The organism is Serratia sp. CY47280, from assembly GCF_052168655.1.
GTDB lineage: Bacteria > Pseudomonadota > Gammaproteobacteria > Enterobacterales > Enterobacteriaceae > Serratia > Serratia bockelmannii.
Genome location: NZ_JBJNMG010000007.1, coordinates 86,865 through 105,120, shown reverse-complemented (window position 1 = coordinate 105,120; position 18,256 = coordinate 86,865). Strand labels below are relative to the sequence as shown.

At 64.3% G+C, this 18,256-nt stretch carries 1 protein-coding gene; it reads right to left on the bottom strand.

The genetic code is table 11. The features are described from left to right. Nucleotides 1-11: 11 nt before the first annotated feature. Nucleotides 12-17,804 (bottom strand): amino acid adenylation domain-containing protein, encoded by a 17,793-nt coding sequence (locus ACJ8J4_RS21235; RefSeq protein WP_442516105.1) that lies wholly within the window; start codon nt 17,802-17,804, stop codon nt 12-14. Between the last annotated feature and the right edge of the window lie 452 nt (nt 17,805-18,256).

Below are 18,256 nucleotides of genomic sequence, written 5' to 3'. Positions count from 1 at the left end.
AAGCAACGCGGTCAGCGTCGGACGAGCGAATTCAGCACGGCGCTGATGCGCTCCCCTAAGCCGCGCCGGTTCACGGCTTCCGACATCATGGTGACATGATCGCCATCAACCAGGTTGACCGTCACCGCCGACGCCGGCAAATGCCCCTCCCAGCCGAGTGCCGAGCCGTCGCGGCGGTTGTAACCCGCCGGCTTGATGCGCTGCCAGTAGGCTTCCAGATCGTCGTTCAGCAAGCCGGGCATCTCCTCCACCGCTTTAAACAGGTGCAGATTAAGGCCGAGCGGCCGGATGACGCTGGCGCCGACCAGGGTCGCATAGTGATAACGCTTGCGCCATAACGCGGCTTCCTTCAGCGGATCGTCGAGGAAAGTGCTGATGCCCTGGCCGTGCAGCACCGCCAACGCCTCCTCCACCGACAGCGGCTGCAGGCGGGAGAACAGCGGCGCCTCCAGCGTCGGATGTTCCACCTCCAGCCAACTGAGGAATAGCTGTGTCGCATCGCGCATCGCCTGCTGCGGCCGCAGGGTGTCGAGCAGGCCCACCAGCGCCACCTCTTCCCCCTCCGCCTGCAGCCGTTCCGCCACCATGTAGGTCAAGATCCCGCCCGAAGAGTAACCGAACAGGTGATACGGCCCGCTGGCTTGCACCTGCCGGATGACGCCGGCAACGATCTCCGCCACCGCCTCCATCGTTGCCGGCGGCGTGTCGGTCATCTCTGGCCACGGCACGGCATAAATCGGGAAGTCCGCATCGATCTCTTTGGCTATCTCATAAACATAGGAGTGATCGCCATAACCGGTCGGCATGAAGAAGACCGGCGGGCGCTGGCCGCTGCGGCGCGCCGGCAATGCCCTGAGCGGCTGTCCGCCCGTGCGCTGCTCGACATGCGCCGCCAGATCCGCCAGCACCGGGTGGTCAAAGATCGCCTGCACCTGCAGTGCGATCCCCCACTGCTGCGCCAGGCTGGCCTGACGGACCGCCAGCAGCGAATGGCCGCCCAGTTCGAAGAAGTTGTCGTGTCTGCCGATCTGCGGCAGCCCCAGCAACTCCGCCCACGCCTGCGCCAACAGCGTCTCGGTATCGCCGCGCGGCGCTTCGTAGGCTTCGCCTGCGGCGGCGGCCATCTCCGGCGCCGGCAGAGCCCGCCGATCAATCTTGCCGTTTGGCGTCAGCGGCATCGCCGCCAGCCAGACAAAGGCCGCAGGTAGCATATAGTCCGGCAGCTGCGCCGCCAGGTGCTGACGCAGCTCACCGGCCAACCCGTCGCTCGCCACATTCTCACGCACGCTGATCCAGGCGATCAACCGCGTATCCGCACCGACGCAGCAGACATCGACCACCGCTTCGTTCACCGCCGGGTGCGCCGCCAGGCGCGCCTCTATCTCTCCCATCTCGATACGGAAGCCGCGAATTTTCACCTGACGATCGTTGCGTCGCTGATACTCGAGGTTGCCGTCCGCCCGGTAACGCACCAGATCGCCGGTACGATACATGCGCCCGCCCGGGTTAAACGGATCGTTCAGGAAACGTTCCGCGGTCAGTTCCGGCCGGTTGAGGTACCCCAGCGCCACGCCGACGCCGCCGATATACAGCTCGCCAATCACGCCCAGCGGCGCCGGTCGGCCGCGCGCATCCAGCACATAGGCGCGGGTGTTGCCGATCGGTTTACCGATCGGCAAACGCATGGCGCCTTGCACCTCGGCAATCGCCGCCGTCGTGGCGAAGGTCGTCGCTTCCGTCGGCCCATAGGCATGGATCAGCTGTACCGGCCCCGCTTCCTGCAGCAGGCGTTCGAAGGCGCTCGGCTCCTCCTTTTCCCCACCGCAGATCAGATAGCGCAGCTGGGCGAGCGTCGCGCCCATGCTGTACACATACTGATTGAACAACGCGGTCGTCAGGAACAGCGTCGTCACGCGATGCTGCGTCAATGCGGCGCTCAAGCGCGCCGCATCCATCACGGTTTCCGCCGGGATCACCACCAGTTCGCCGCCGTTCAACAGCGCCGCCCACACCTCCATCGTCGCGGCGTCGAAGGCCGGGTTAGCGGCATAAGCCACCCGTTCGGTCGCATCGAACGCCGCATAACGGTTGTTGATCACCAACCGAGTGATGCCCTGGTGCGGCGTCATCACACCTTTAGGCAGCCCTGTGGAGCCGGACGTGTACATGATGTATGCCACCTCAGCGCTCGACAGCGACAGCGCCGGGTCGTTCTCGTCACCGCCGGAGATTGCCGGCCGCAGCAGCGGCAAGGTATCCCCGTCCGTCGCTTCACCGACGATAAGGCGCGCGCCGCTGTCCTCCAGGATCCACTGCTGACGCGCCGCCGGCAGCTGCGGGTCGATAGGTACATACACCGCGCCGGCCTTGAAGATCGCCAGCTGCGTCGCCACCAGATCGATGCTGCGCGTCAGACGCGTCGCCACGCGCTCGCCCGGTTGAATGCCGTGGGCGATCAGAGCATGCGCCAGCCGGTTAGCCTGGGCATTCAACGCCGCATAGCCGATCCGACGGTCGCCTTGCACGATCGCGACAGCCTGCGGCGCACGCTGCGCCTGGCGTTCAAACAGCTGATGCACGCAAAGCTCTGCCGGATAAGGCGCCGTCGTCTGATTCCATTCCTCCAGCAGCAGCCGGCGCTCAGACGGCGGCAGGATCTCCAGCTCGCTCGCCGGCAGGGTCGGCTGGCTTTCCAACGCCTGCGCCAATGAGGCCAGCGCCTGTTGCATATAGCCGCAGATCCTCGCCGCCGGCACCGGTTCGCTGACCTGCGCCGTCAGCCCCAGAGAGTCGCCGCCGTCTTCCACCGACAGGACGAACGGATAGTTGGTGCGCTCCTGCGCGCTCAACAGCGTCATGCCTTCCGGCAACACCAGCTCGCTGCCGTTGTTGTGGCGATAGTTGAGCAACGCGCTGAACAGCGGCATCCCCGCCGCCACGCCGCTGCAGCGCTGCGCCAGCGCCAGCGGCGCGTGCTCATGCTGCAGCAACCCGCTCAGCCGCGCGTGGGCCTGGCGCGCCGCCGTCGCCACATCGTCATCGCCGATGTCGAGGCGCAGCGGCAAGGTATTGATAAACAGCCCCATCGCTCGCTCGGCGCCTTCCCCCGCCTGCATGCGTCCCAGCAGCACGGTACCGAACACCACGCGGTCGTGGCCGCTGGTGCGGGCCAAGACCTGCGCCCAGGCCAAATGGCACAGGCTGGCCAGGCTCACGCCCAACCGTTTGGCCTGATGCCGCAGACGTTCGTTCAGCGCCTTGTCGATAGGCTGGTGCGCCGTGGTGACGCCCTTGCCATCGCCGCGCACGTTGCCGAGCCCGAACGGCAGCACCGGCTCTTCGATGTCCGCCAGCATGGCGCGGAAGAAGGTTTCATGTTCTTGCGCGCTGACGCTCAAACGCGCCTGCGCCACCGCATTGCGGAACGGCGGCGCGGCGCCCAGCTCGGCGCCTTTGCCGGCGAGGATCGTGGCGATCTCTTCTTCGATCAATGCCGCCGTGGAATGATCCCCCACCAGATGATGCCATTGTTGCAGCATCCACCAACTGCCATCGCTATCTTGCGCCACCACGACGTTCAGCAGCGGCGCACGGCTGAGATCCAGACGCGCATGCTGCGGATCGAAGCGCGCCAGCAGTTGATCGCCAATCGCCCCCTGCGCCGGATCGAGCGTCAGCTCAGTCCACGGCAGCGCGGCGGCGCGCCAAACGACCTGTACCGGCTCGCGGATCGCCTCACTGATGAACGCCGTGCGCAGAATATCGTGGCGATCGATCACCTGTTGCATCGCGGCCCGCCAACGCTCCAGACGCTCGCGGTTCTCAAAGCGCAACAGCGTAGACAGCAGGTACGGATCGCCCCGTTCCGCCAACAGGTGGTGGAACAGAATCCCCTCCTGCAACGGCGACAACGCATAGATATCCTGCACGTTGGCCACCCCGCCCGGCACGCGCGCCACGATGCTGTCGATCTCAACCTGGTTCAGCGAGGCCAGCGGCAGCAACTCAGGCGTGATGCGCGCGCTATCCGGCCGCAGCAGGTTCTCGGGGATCTCGATTTCGCAGCGCGCCTCCAGCGCCTCCGCCAGCGAGGCCAGCGTCGGGGCGGTAAACAGCGTTTGCACGTTCGCCGTCAGGCCGTAGCGACGCAGCTCCGCGATCAGTTTCACCGCCAGCAGCGAATGCCCGCCCAACTCGAAGAAATTGTCATGTCGGCCGACATTCGGCAGACCGAGCAATTCGCCCCAGATCGCCGCCAACAGGGTTTCCGTGTCGCCCTGAGGCGCTTCATGGCCCACGCGCGCAAAATCGCCGGCCTGTGGCGTCGGCAACGCGCGGCGATCCACTTTACCATTCGGGGTCAACGGCAAGTCGGTAAGCATCAGACAGGCCGCCGGCACCATGTAGTCCGGCAGCTGCGCCGCCAAATGCCGCCGCAGCTCGTCGGTCAGATCGCGGCCCTCGGCCTCGGCTTGCGGCACGATCCAGGCGATCAACGCAGGATGCGCACCGCGCACGTCAACCACCGCTTCGCGCACCGCCGGGTGCGTTTCCAGCAGGACTTCAATCTCGCTGCACTCGATGCGGAAGCCGCGGATCTTCACCTGCTGATCGTTGCGTCCGCAGTAATCGAGGTTGCCGTCCGGCAGATAGCGCGCTAAATCGCCGGTGCGATACATGCGGCCTCCCTCGTTAAACGGATCCGCCAGGAAACGCTCGGCCGTGAGGTCTTCGCGATTAAGGTAACCCAGCGCCACGCCCACGCCGCCGATATACAGCTCGCCGATCGCGCCCAGCGGCACCGGCTGGCGATGTTCGTCCAGCAGATACACCCGCGTATTACCGATCGGCCGGCCAATCGGCAAACGGTGCCGCCCCGCCGCCACGGTGATGCGCGCCGAGGTAGCGGCAGTGGTGGCTTCCGTCGGGCCGTATCCGTTGATCAGCTGCACCCGGCCCCCCTCCTTCAGCACCCGGGTATAGGCATGAGGATCCGCCGCTTCGCCGCCGCTGATCAGGTATTTCAGCCCCGCTAACGTCGCGGGAATGCTATGCGCATGCTGATTGAACAGCGAGGTTGGTAGCACCAGCACCGTAATCGCCTGGCGCGTCAGCAAATCGGCGAACGCCGAGGCGTCCAGCAAGACCGCCGGCGGCACTACCACCAGCGCGGCGCCGTTCAGCAAGGCTCCCCAAACTTCCAGCGTCGCCGGATCGAACGCCGGGTTGATGGCGAAAGCGATACGATCCGAGTCGCTGAACTCCGCATAACCATTATTGATCACCAGTCGGTTGATCCCCTGATGCGGCACCATCACGCCTTTCGGCTTACCGGTTGAGCCGGAGGTGTACATGATGTAGGCCAGATCCAGACTGTTGTTCGCCAATATCGGCGCATCGGACGGCAGGTCCGCGTCATCGCTTTGAGGCAGACGAGCGACGCCGACGCCGATCTGCGCGTCGTCCTCGCCGCCATTCAGCAACAGTACTGCACCGCTGTCGGCGATGATCCAGTTCTGGCGGCCGGCCGGCAGCTGCGGATCAACCGGCACATAGGCAGCACCGGCCTTAAGGATCGCCAATTGGGCGATCACCAGGGCGGCGCTGCGCTCAAACCGGACCGCCACGCGCTGGCCGGGCTCCACGCCCGCCTTAATCAGGCGCCAGGCCAGCCGATTGGCGTGCTCCGCCAACTGCGCGTAGCAGATAAGCTGCTCGCCATCGACCAACGCCGTCGCCTGCGGCGTGCGCCGCGCCTGCTCGTCGAACAGTTGATGCACGCACGCCTGGGCCGGATACGCCCGCTCGGTGCGGTTCCACTCGTGCAGCAGCAGCTGGCGTTCGGCCGCAGGCAGCAGATCGACGCGCGCCGCCGGCTGGTCAAGATCCGCCGCCATCGCTCGCAGCGCCTGCTGCAGATACGCGCCGAAGCGCACCGCCGTGTCGCGATCGAACAAGGCGCTGGCGTAGTTCAACGAGCCGACAATGCCGCTGCCGCTTTCCGCCAACTCGAGCGTCATGTCGAATTTCGCGACGTCATAGCTCAGCCCGGCATCCGTCGTTTGCAGGCCCGGCAATGCGATATCGCGCACCGAGCCGTCCTGCCAGGCCAGCATCACCTGGAACAGCGGCGTCGCGTCCAGCTGGCGCGGCGGATTGACCACCTCCACCACCTGTTCAAACGGCAGATCGCCGTTTTCCCGCGCCGCCAATACCGTCTCGCGCACGCGTTCGAGCAAGATTTTCAGCGTCGGCTCACCGCGCAGATCGACATGCATCGCCAGCGTGCTAACGAAGAAGCCGGCCAGCGGTTCGATTTCCAGACTGCTGCGGTTGGCCTCCGGGGTGCCAATCACCACCTGCGGTTGGCCGGCCATGCGGGACAACACCAAACTCCAGGCGGCCAGCACCGTCATGAACAGCGTGCCGCCGTATTGGCGGCTCAACCGCCGCAGCGCGTCGGTGAGCGCCGCGTCGATAACCAGAGGCACCTCACCGCCGGCGAACGACTGCATCGCCGGACGCGGCCGATCGGTCGGCAGCGTCAGCAGCGCCGGCGCATCGCCCAGCGTCTGGCGCCAGAACGCCGCCTGCTCGGCCAACCGTTCCTGCGTCAGCCACTGGCGCTGCCAAACGGCATAATCGACATAGTGCACCGCCAGCGGCGGCAGCGGAGACGGTTCACCGCGTTGGAAGGCGCCATACAATGCGCTCAACTCCCGCATCAGGATCCCGGTAGACCAGCCGTCGGAAACGATATGGTGGCAGGTCAGCAGGAACAGATGCCGCCGCTCGCTCACTTGCAGTAAGCAAGCCCGCACCAGCGGCCCCCTTTCCAGATCGAACGGCGCTTTCATCGCCGTTTCGGCTAGCGCGTGCAAACGTTGCTCCGCATGACGCTCGCCGCGCAAGTCGTGATGCGCCAGCGGCATGGCCGCCTCCGGCAAGATCCGCACCTGAGGTTGCCCATCCTGGCAAACAAACACGCTGCGCAAGGCTTCGTGGCGGGCATACAGCGCGTCGAGGCTGCGTTGGAACGCCGGCGCATCCAGGTCGCCGTCAAGGCGCAACGCCAGAGGGATATGGTAAGTCTCGCCGATCCCGCCCATTTGGCTCAGGAACCACAGCCGCTGCTGGGCAAACGACAACGGCAATGCGTCGTGACGTGGGGTCGGCACGATGGCCGTCGGCTGCGCCGCCCCCTCCCGTTCCAGCCACTGCGCCAGCGCCTGCAACACCGGCGCAGCGAACAGCGCCGACAGCGGCAGCCGCCAGCCGGCCTGCTGTACCCGATTGGCCAACTGTACCGCCAGCAGCGAATGTCCGCCCAGAGCGAAGAAATCATCATGACGACCTACGCGTTCAACATTCAGCAACTGACGCCAGATGGACGCCAGCAGGCGTTCTCGTTCATTGGCCGGCGCTTCATAAACAGCGCGCGCGGCGGCCCCCAGCTCAGGCGCCGGCAGCGCGCGTTTGTCCAGTTTGCCGTTGGTGGTCAGCGGCAACGCGTCCAGCCACACAAAGGCCGTCGGCACCATATAGTCCGGCAGACGGCCGGCCAGATGCTGGCGCAGCCGCAGCGCCAGCGTTTCCCGATCTCCCCCTTCGCCCGGCACCGCCCAGGCCACCAAACGTTTGTCGCCGCCGTTGTCCTGCCAGGCGTCAACCGCCACGCTGCGGACCTCAGGATGGTCCAGCAGCGCCGCCTCCACCTCACCGCACTCAATGCGGAAACCGCGAATTTTCACCTGCTGGTCGTTGCGCCCCAGGTACTCCAGCTCACCGTTCGGCAGATAGCGCGCCAGATCGCCGGCGCGATACATCCGTTCTCCCGCCACGAAAGGATCGTCGAGGAAACGTTGCGCATTCAGCTCCGGCCGATTCAGGTAGCCGCGCGCCACGCCCAGCCCGCCGACATACAGCTCACCCACTGCGCCCTGCGCCACCGGCTGACCGTGTTCGTCAAGCAGATACAGGCGCAGATCCGGGATGCGCCGGCCGATCGGGCTGCCGCTGCCGGTGATGTCCGCCGGAGACATTTCCCGGTAGGTGACGTGCACCGTCGTTTCCGTTATGCCGTACATATTGATTAACCGCGGCGCGTCCGGCCGATTACGGGCATACCACGGCGCCAGATCGGCCGGATTCAGCATTTCGCCGCCGAAGACGATGTAGCGCAGCCGATGCGGCGTGTCGTCCTGAGCCTGAATGAACGCTTTAAAGGCGCTTGGCGTCTGATTCAGCACCGTCACGCCCTGGTGACAAACCAGCTGATAGAACGCGGGGGCGGAGCGCGCCGTTTCCTGCGGCACGATCACCAACCGGCCGCCGTGGCGCCACGCGCCCCAGATTTCCCATACCGAGAAATCGAAGGCGAACGAGTGGAACAGACACCAGACATCCCCGGCGTCAAAGCCGAACCCGGCGTCGGTCGCGGTAAACAGGCGCTCAACCTGACGGTGTTCCACCATCACGCCTTTCGGCTTACCGGTCGATCCGGAGGTATAGATCACATAGGCCAGATTGGCCGCCGTCAGCCCCGCAACCTGCGGATTGGCGGCCTCGGTGCCCCAGTCTTCCTCCAGCGCCATCGTCGGCACATCGGCCCCGCTCAGCGCCGAACGCCCTGCGGCGTCGGCCAGCAGCAACACCGGCCGGGCATCGTGTAAAATGTACTCCAGGCGTTCGCCGGTATAAGCCGGATCGAGCGGCACATAAGCGCCGCCCGCTTTCAGGATCGCCAGCAACCCGACCAGCATCGGCGTGCTGCGCTCCGCACACAGCGCCACCAGACGATCGGGCCCGACGCCGCGCGCGATCAACACCTGCGCCAACGCGTTGGCTCGTTCATTGAGCGCCCGATAGCTGAGGCGTTCTTCTCCGCACACCGCGGCGATCGCCTCTGGCGTGCGCAGCGCCAGCCGCTCCAGGTGATGGTGCGGGCAGAGATCCGCCTGCGGTTCGTCCGGCGTCCGGTTCCAGCCATGCAACAACCGCTGCCGTTCGTTCTGCGGCAACAGCGCAAGCTGCGAAACCGGCTGCGGCGCCGCCAACGCGATGCTCTGCAACACCTGGCGCAGATAGATCCCGTAGCGCTCGGCGGTTTCACGATCGAACAGCGCCGTGGCGTAATACAGCGAACCGGCGATCTCTTCGCCGATCTCGGTCAGATCCAGCGTCATGTCATATTTCGCCGCGGCATAGCCGGCATCGATCGCTTCCGCCTGCAGCCCCGGCAGGCCGATGTCGTGCACCGAACCGTCCTGCCAGCTCAGCATCACCTGGAACAACGGAGTATGGCCACGATGACGCGGCGGGTTCACCTGTTCAACCACCTGCTCGAAAGGCAGATCGCCATGATCGCGCGCCGCCAGCAGCGTATCGCGCACGCGCAGCGCCAACGTCGACAAATCCGGATCGTCGGACAGATCGATGCGCAGCGCCAAGGTGCTGACGAAGAAGCCAATCATCGGTTCCGTTTCCAGCCGGCGACGGTTGGCCTCCGGCGTGCCGATCACCAGATCGCGCTGCCCCGACAAACGGGACAGCACGACGCTCCACGCCGTCAACAGCGTGATGAACAGCGTGCATCCCTGACGCAGGCTGAATTGCCTCAGCGCTGCAGTCAGTTCGGCATCGAGCGAGACGGCCACCCGATCCCCGGCGAATGACTGCACCGCCGGGCGCGGACGGTCGGTCGGCAGCGTCAACAGCGCTGGCGCATCGCCCAACGTCTGGCGCCAATAATCGGCCTGCTTCGACAAGCGCGCCGGCTGCAGCCATTGCCGCTGCCAGTGGGCGTAATCCGCGTATTGCAACGCCAGCGGCGGCAGCGGCGATGGTTCGCCGCGACACAACGCGCCATACAACGCACCCAGCTCCCGCAGCAATATGCCGTTCGACCAACCATCGGAAATGATGTGGTGGCAGGTCAACGCGAACAGCTGTTCCTCGTCGCTCAGCCGGATAAGGCTGGCGCGCAACAGCGGGCCCCCGGCCAGATCAAAGGGCGCCGCAGCCTCTTCCCGTATCAGCATGGCGGCGCGCGCCTGCGCATCCGCGACGCCGCGCAGATCGTGGATTGTCAGCGGCAAACCGGCGATCGGCAAAATGAGCGCCTGCGGCTGGCCGTCGCGGCTGATAAAGACGGTGCGCAACGCGTCGTGGCGCGCATAAAGCGCGTCGAGGCTGCTCTGCCAGGCGGCCAGATTCAGCGGCCCACGCAACCGCAGCGCCAGCGGCATGTGGTAAATTTCGCTCATGCCGTCCAGTTGGGTCAGGAACCACAGGCGCTGCTGAGCGAACGACAGCGGTAAGGCCGCATCGCGCGGCGCAGGCAGAATCGGCGGCAGGCTTTCCGCCTGCGTGATCTGGCGCGCCAGCGCCTGCAGGACCGGGTTGGCGAACAGCGCCTGCAGCGACAGCGGCAACCCGCTTTGCTGCAGGCGGTTGGCCAAACGCACCGCCAACAACGAATGGCCGCCCAGGGCGAAGAAGCTGTCGTTGCGGCCAACCTGATCCACGCCCAGCAGTTCTTCCCACAGCGCAGCCAGACGCTGCTCGACGTCCCCCAGCGGCGCCTCGTAGGCTTCACGACGATAGGCCTCGCCCGACGGGTCGGGCAATGCGCGGCGATCGAGCTTGCCGTTTGGTGACAGCGGCAGCGCCTCCAGCAGCACGCAAGCGGCCGGCACCATGTAATCCGGCAGTTTGTCGGCCAAATGCCGGCGCAGCACCTCCGCCAGCGACGCCTCATCGGCACCTGGCTGCGGCACCACCCAGGCGATCAGGCGTTTCTCACCGCCGTCGCCGCCGCGCGCATCCACCACGGCTTCGCGCACCTGCGGATGCGCGGCCAGCGCCGCCTCTATCTCGCCGCATTCGATACGGAAACCGCGGATCTTCACCTGCTGATCGTTGCGGCCCAGATACTCGATATTGCCGTCCGGCAGGTAGCGGGCCACGTCGCCGGTGCGGTACATGCGGCCGCCGTGGCCGGCATCGAACGGATCGGCCAGGAAGCGCTCCGCCGTCAGTTCAGGCCGGTTGAAATAGCCGCGCGCTACCTGGATGCCGCCAATATACAGCTCGCCAACCGCCCCCAGCGGCACCGGCTGCCCTTGTTCATCAAGCAGATAGATCCGCGTATTGGCCACCGGCCGCCCAATGGGCACCGACACCAGCCCGGGTTGGCGGGTGCAGTGCCAAGCGGTCACGTCCACCGCCGCTTCGGTCGGACCATAGAGGTTATGCAACTCGACATGCGGCATCTGGCGGTAGAACTCCGCCACCAGCGAGGCGGGCAGCGCCTCGCCGCTGCACATGACGCGCACCACCTGCCCACAACGGCGGCTCGCGCCTTCATACAGCAGGAAGCTTTGCAGCATCGACGGCACAAAGTGCAGCGTTGTCACGCCATACTGTTCAATGGCGCGGCTCAGGTACTCCGGATCCTTGTGGCCTTCCGGGCGCGCCATCACCAGGCGCGCGCCATACATCAACGGCCAGAAGAATTCCCACACCGAGACGTCGAAGCCGAACGGCGTTTTCTGCAGCACCGTATCCGCCGGCGTCAACCCATAAGCCTGCTGCATCCAGATCAGGCGGTTAACGATGCCGCGATGCTCATTCATCGCGCCTTTCGGTTTTCCGGTCGAGCCGGAGGTATAAATCACGTAGGCCAAATGATTGGGCTGCGCGCGCGGCGCCGGGTTATCGGCGTTCAGATCGTCCGGCAACGGTTCATCCAGCGCCAGCAGCGGCACCGCGTGTTCGCCCAGCGCCGCGCGGCCGGCGGCGTCCGCCAGCAGCAGCACCGGATCGGCGTCCTGCAGGATATATTGCAGACGTTCGCCCGGATAAGCCGGATCCAGAGGCACATAGGCGCCGCCGGCCTTGAGGATGCCGAACAATGCCGTCACCATCGCCAGGCTGCGCTCGGCGCACACCGCCACCCGGCAATCCGGCCCGACGCCGCGCTGCATCAGCGCGTGCGCCAGGCGATTGGCCTGCGCGTTCAGTTGGGCGTAGCTCAGTTCGGCGTCGCCGCAAACCAGCGCCACGGCGTCCGGCGTGCGGCGCACCTGCGCTTCAAATAGCCCATGCAGGCAAACGTCCTGCGGATAAGGCTGTGCCGTTGCGTTCCAACCATTGATCAGCAAGGCGTACTCGTCGTCCGGCAGAATCGACAGTTCACGCACCGGCATTTCCGGCGTGTGTTCCAGCGCATTCACCAGAGCGGTCAACGCCTGTTGCATATAGCGGCACACCCGCGAGGCTTCAATGGGGTCGATGACCTGCGCCGTCAACGCCAGCGAATCCATGCCGTCGTCCACCGACAGCACGAACGGGTAGTTGGTGCGTTCGTCCGCGCCGATCAGGCTGACCCCTTCCGGCAGTGCCAAGGCTTCCCCGTCGTTGTGGCGGTAGTTCAGCAGCGCACTGAACAGCGGCGCACCGCTTTTCACGCCGCTGCAGCGCTGCGCCAACGCCAGCGAGGCGTGCTCATGCGCCAGCAAGCCGCTCAGGCGCGCATGCGCCTGCCGCACCGACGCCTCAACGCTGCGCCCGTCCATATCCAGCCGCAGCGGCAGCGTATTGATGAATAGCCCCAGCGCCCGGTCGGCGCCTTCGCCCGATTCCATGCGGCCCAGCAGCACCGTGCCGAACACCACGGCATCACGCCCGCTGGTGCGCGCCAGCACCTGCGCCCAGGCCAGATGACACAGGCTGGCCAGGCTGACGCCCAATCGCTTCGCCTGTCGACGCAGGCCGGCATTCAGCGCAGGCGCCAGCGCCAGACGGCCGGTATTGGCGCACTGTCCGTCGCCGTGTACGTTGCCGAGCCCGAACGGCAGCACCGGTTCGTCGATATCCGCCAGCATGCCGCGGAAGAAACGCTCATGTTCCTGTTCGCTGAGCCCCAAACGCGCTTGCGCCACCGCATTGCGGAACGGCTGCGCGCAGCCCAGCGTATCGCCGCGCCCGGCCAGAATGGCGTTGACTTCTTCTCCCATCATCGCCAGCGTCGAGTGGTCGCCAATCAGGTGGTGCCACTGCTGCAAGACGTACCAGCTGCCGTCGCTCTCTTCGGCGATAACGTAATACAGCAGCGGTGCCCGCGTCAGATCCTGCCGGATCCGTCGGGGGTCGAAGCGCGCTTCCAGCTGACGGCCGACCGGCCCCTCGGCCGGATCCAGCGCCAGCTCGATCACCGCTAAACGCGCCCGACGCCAGACAACCTGTACCGGTTCGGACAGCCCCGCACCGACAAAGGCCGTGCGCAAAATGTCATGACGCTCCACCACCTGCTGCATCGCCGCCAGCCAGCGATCGAAACGCGCCCGGCTGTCGAAACGCAGCAGTGCCGACAGCAGGTAGGGGTCGCCCTCTTCCGCCAGCATGTGGTGGAACAAGATCCCTTCCTGCAACGGGGAAAGGGCGTAGATATCCTGTACGTTGTCGATGCCCCCCTCCACACCGTCGACGATCTGATCGATCTCCGCCTGAGTCAGATCGGCCAGCGGCAGCATCTGCGGCGTGATTGCACGGCAGCCCGGCGCAATCACGTTTTCCGGCACCTGAATCCGCTGCTGCGACACCAGCGTTTGCGCCAGAGCCGACAGCGTTGGCGTGGAGAACAGCGCCTGAACGCTCGCCGACAGCCCGGCCTGGCGCAGCTGCGCCATCAGCTTCACCGCCAGCAGCGAATGGCCGCCCAACTCGAAGAAGTTGTCGTGACGCCCCACGCGTTCAACGCTCAGCAACCCCTGCCAAATCTGAGCCAGCAGCGTTTCGGTTTCCCCCTGTGGCTCGACATAGGCTTCGCGCATGGAGGCATCCGGCGCCGGTACCGGCAACGCGCGCCGATCCAGTTTGCCGTTCGGCGACAGCGGCAGCGCCTCCAGCCACACAAAGGCCGTCGGCACCATATAATCCGGCAACGTTGTAGCGAGTGCCCGGCGCAACGTCTGCGCCAGCGCCTCACGCTCCGCCTCCGGCTGCGGCTGCGGCTGCGGCACGACCCAGGCCACCAGACGTTTGTCGCCTTCGCCATCCGTGAGCGCATCCACCACCGCGTCGCGCACGGCGGCATGCATAGCCAGCTGCGACTCGATTTCACCGCATTCAATGCGGAAGCCGCGAATTTTTACCTGCAGATCGTTGCGGCCCAGATACTCCAGGCTGCCATCCGGCATATAGCGCGCCAGATCGCCGGTGCGGTACATGCGGCCGCCCGGCGCGAAAGGATCGGCCAGGAAACGCTCCGCCGTCAGCGCCGGCTGGTTCAGGTAACCGCGCGCCACCTGCGCGCCGCCGATATACAGTTCACCCACGGCGCCCAGCGGCACCGGCTGGCCATCGTCATCCAGCAAGTACGCCCGGCCGTTGGCGATAGGCCGGCCGATAGACGGCATCGCCGTACCGACCGCCGGCTCGCCCGAAGTCGCTACCACGGTCGTCTCCGTCGGCCCATAGTTATTCACAATGGTTACGCCAGGCGGCGCCGGCAGCGGCCAGCGGCGAATGCTGTCGCCGCCGATCAGCAGCATCCGCAAATCGGCAGGCATCTCGCCCATCAGTGCGATCTCAGCCAGCGGCGTCACCATAAACCCGACCTGCACACCGCTGCCGCGCCACCATTGCAGCAGCGCTTCGCCATTGCCCGCCGCCTCTGCCGGTGGCAGCAGCAGCGTCGCCCCCTGCGTCAACGTCGGCCAGATTTCCCAAACGCTGGCGTCAAAACCCAACCCCGCCATGCTGGTCGTTCGCTCACCAGCCTGCAAACCGGTCGCTTCGCAGTGCCACATGATCAGGTTGATCAGGTGCGCCTGCTCCACCATTACCCCTTTCGGTTTGCCGGTCGAGCCCGAGGTGTAAACCACATACGCCAGGCTGCCTGGCTGCGCGCGCGGCGGCAGGTCGTGATCCTGCTCTGGCAGCGCGTCTTCCAGCGCCAACAACGGCGCTGCTACCGCCCCCAGCGCGGCGCGGCCGGTACTATCCGCCAACAGCAGCGCCGGCGCGCAGTCCTGCACGATATAGTGCAGACGCTCAGCGGGATAAGCCGGATCCAGCGGCACATAGGCGCCGCCGGCTTTCAGGATCGCCAGCAGTGCGACGATCATCTCCGGGCTGCGCGCGGCGCAGACCGCTACGCGGCTTTCCGGCCCTACGCCGCGTGCCGTCAGGTAATGCGCCAGCCGGTTGGCGCGCGCGTTCAATTCCGCATAGCTCAGCGACATCGCCCCCTGAGACAGCGCCGGCACCGTCGGCGTACGCCGCGCCTGCGCTTCAAACAGGGCCGACACGCTCGACGCCTGCGGGAAAGCCCGGTGCGTGCGGTTGCGCACGTTGAGCAATAGCTCTCGCTCCGCCTGGCTCAGTAAACGATCGCCTCGCACCGGCGCATTCGGCGCCGCAGCGGCCTGCCGGAGCAGCAATAGCAGATGCTGCGCGGCACGCAGCATCTGCTCGTCCCCCACCGCAGCGCTGTCGTACACCCAACGGAAAGCGGCGTTGCTTTCACAGATTTGCAGCACTGCCCGAGCGCCGGAGCGTTTCACCGCCGCTGCGCCCTCCTGACTGTCGTCGAATCCCGGCGAGGTGTCGCGGCGCAATAGCGTCACGACGGTTGACCAGGCGCGCGAACGCGTGTCCAGGCCGAGCAATGCCGGATGGTAGGCGCGACGCGCGCGCGCCTGCTGCCATTCGCGTCGCATCTGCACCTGCGCCTCGGCGAAACCCAGCGTCGGATTCAGCGAGATCTGCAGCGGCAGTGTCCAAACCTGGCCCGGTTCGCCGATGACGTCGTCCGTCGCGTTCAGCCAGCCAAGTTGGAAATCACTTTCGCCGCCCATCAATCCCAGATACAGCGCCAGCCCGGTCAACACCGCTTCAACCTCGATCTTGCCCGCGTGTTGCCAGGCCGTAGCCTGCCATGCCGGCCGGGCTTCGCGCTGCCAGGCCACCGGGAACGCCGCCGGGGCAAACTGCGCCAATCGCGGTTGCCAGAAGGCCGCATGATGCCCACCGGCCGCCTGTCGCTCCTCCAATCGTTTCGCCTGCGAAGGATCAAGCAACGGTAACGGCTCGCCCACCGTCAAACCGTGCAGCTGCGCCAGCGCTTCCCCCGCCGTCAGCTCGCCTTCGGCGGTGAACCAGCCCCCGATCCGCACCGCCCCTTCCGCCGTGGCGATATTCCAACCCGCATCGTCGACGCAGAGCAGCGTACCGGGTGGCGCATTGTCGGCGTCAGGCAGCATTTCCAGGCGCCCAACGCCCAGCGCCCGGTCGGCCAACAGGATTTTCAGCGGGCAATTCCCCGCAGGATGGCCGAGTGACGTCGCGAGGCGCACCAGCTCAGCAGCAGGGCGATCCCAGCGGATGAAGCCGGCGGCCGGCGGCAGTCGACGGAGATCATAGAAACTGCCGCTGACGTCCGCTTCAGGCTGCGCAGAGATCTGTTGCATCACCTGGGCAATGCTGCCTTCAGGTTGTTCAGAGAGGAGCCGCAGAATAAATTGGAAACGCCGTTGTAAACTCTCAAGCTGGCTTAATGAATGGGCATGCGGCGCATCGGCAAACATGACGTCCAACTCTTGCGCCTGCTGATCTTCGTAAAACAGAATTTGCATATCGCTGACGGCGATGTTGCCACCGTAGTACCAACGTGTCTTACATCCCCAAAACGGATCGCCATGATCGAAGGAAACGATATTGATGGCGGGACCAAACCAGGATGAACTCATGGTGCTGCGATCGCGACGAATATCCTCACCGCGATATAATTGCCGACGAACCACTTTGGCTATTTCCGCAGCGACCTGTTGTGCAAAATCAGCCAGACGACTTTCAGGGTTAATGGCTAAAATCAGTGGCACCACATTCGCAGTCATACCAATACTGTTTCGCTCTCGCGTACCGGTCACCGGCAGGCTGAAATTCAATAAGGTCTGACCAGTAATACTATGGAAACATAATGCGACAGCCGCCGCCAATATATGAGCGCGATGTACGCCGGCTTTTTCCGCCCCCCGATCAATCGCCGCTATCTCATTTATTTTTAATGTGTGATTGCTGATTTGCATGGACGAATAAGGGACGAGTTTCTCCTGACGCGTCAGGCTATAAGGCGCGGCGAGCGTATAGCCTTGCCAGAACTGTTTATCGGTGGCGAAGCGGGAAGAATCGCGGTACTGCAGGTCGTGTTCATAGAGCCGGGTAAAACTGCAATTGCTGAATTCAGGAATGTTTTTTTTCTCAGCTAATGCGTTGTAATACAGCGCGATACGACGCATAAACTCTTCGGCGCTGCGGCCATCTACCAGCATGTGGTGAAAACGTCGGTAGAGGATATAGTTGCCCGGCGCCAACGTCAGTAAGGCAAAACCGAACAGGTCCTGATCCAGCGCGGAGATCACGCGATCGGCATCTTGCCGCATCCAGCGCTGCGCCGCCAGCTCAGGGTATTCCTGGCTGCTGAAGTCATGCACGGAAAGCGGGTCATGACTGCGCGCCGCACGGTATTGATAAAGCTCGCCGTCTTGTTCGGTGAAATGGGCCTGCATCGCCGGCGTTTCTTCAATGATCGCGTCTATCGCCTGGCGCAGCAGGGCTATCTGCAACGGCCCTTGTATCGTGCCGTATCCCCACATATTGAATGGCAAGCCTTCAGACATGCTGGCGCTCAGCCAAAGCTCGCGCTGAGCGGTGGTAATTTCATGCAGTTCGACTTTTTCCAACGAAATATGAGCACCCGTACGGAATTCCCCACTCTTCACATCAGTTTGTTTGTTCATAATATTCTCTAGCACGTTTTCATTACGTTAATGAAAGGGTCCGTCCGGATTTAGGCAAAGCCTGGCCGTCCGACAGTTCAAGTCAGAATAAAAAACCGTAGAAAAGCTGGGTCTCCCCCAACTAAGAAAGAATGAAATGGTTAATCCAGAGGTTCCCCCTGTGCCTCAATTTGCTGAGGTGTGAAGTATAGGAGAGGATATTTTTTTTGGCGAAATGTGCGAAAGGGGATAAATGATCATTTTATTTCCCCGATATTACTCAGGGATGACGAGCGTATTCCGTTTTTATTAACTCGATATAATTATGGAGGGATTAATATTATTTTGTATTATTCACCACAGTTAATGTGCAACAATACTTACGGTAAGAGCCCCTCGATATCAATAAGTTATACTTTATTGTTTTAATGATAATAATTTATTTTTTAATTAATTTACTTCCAATTAAAATG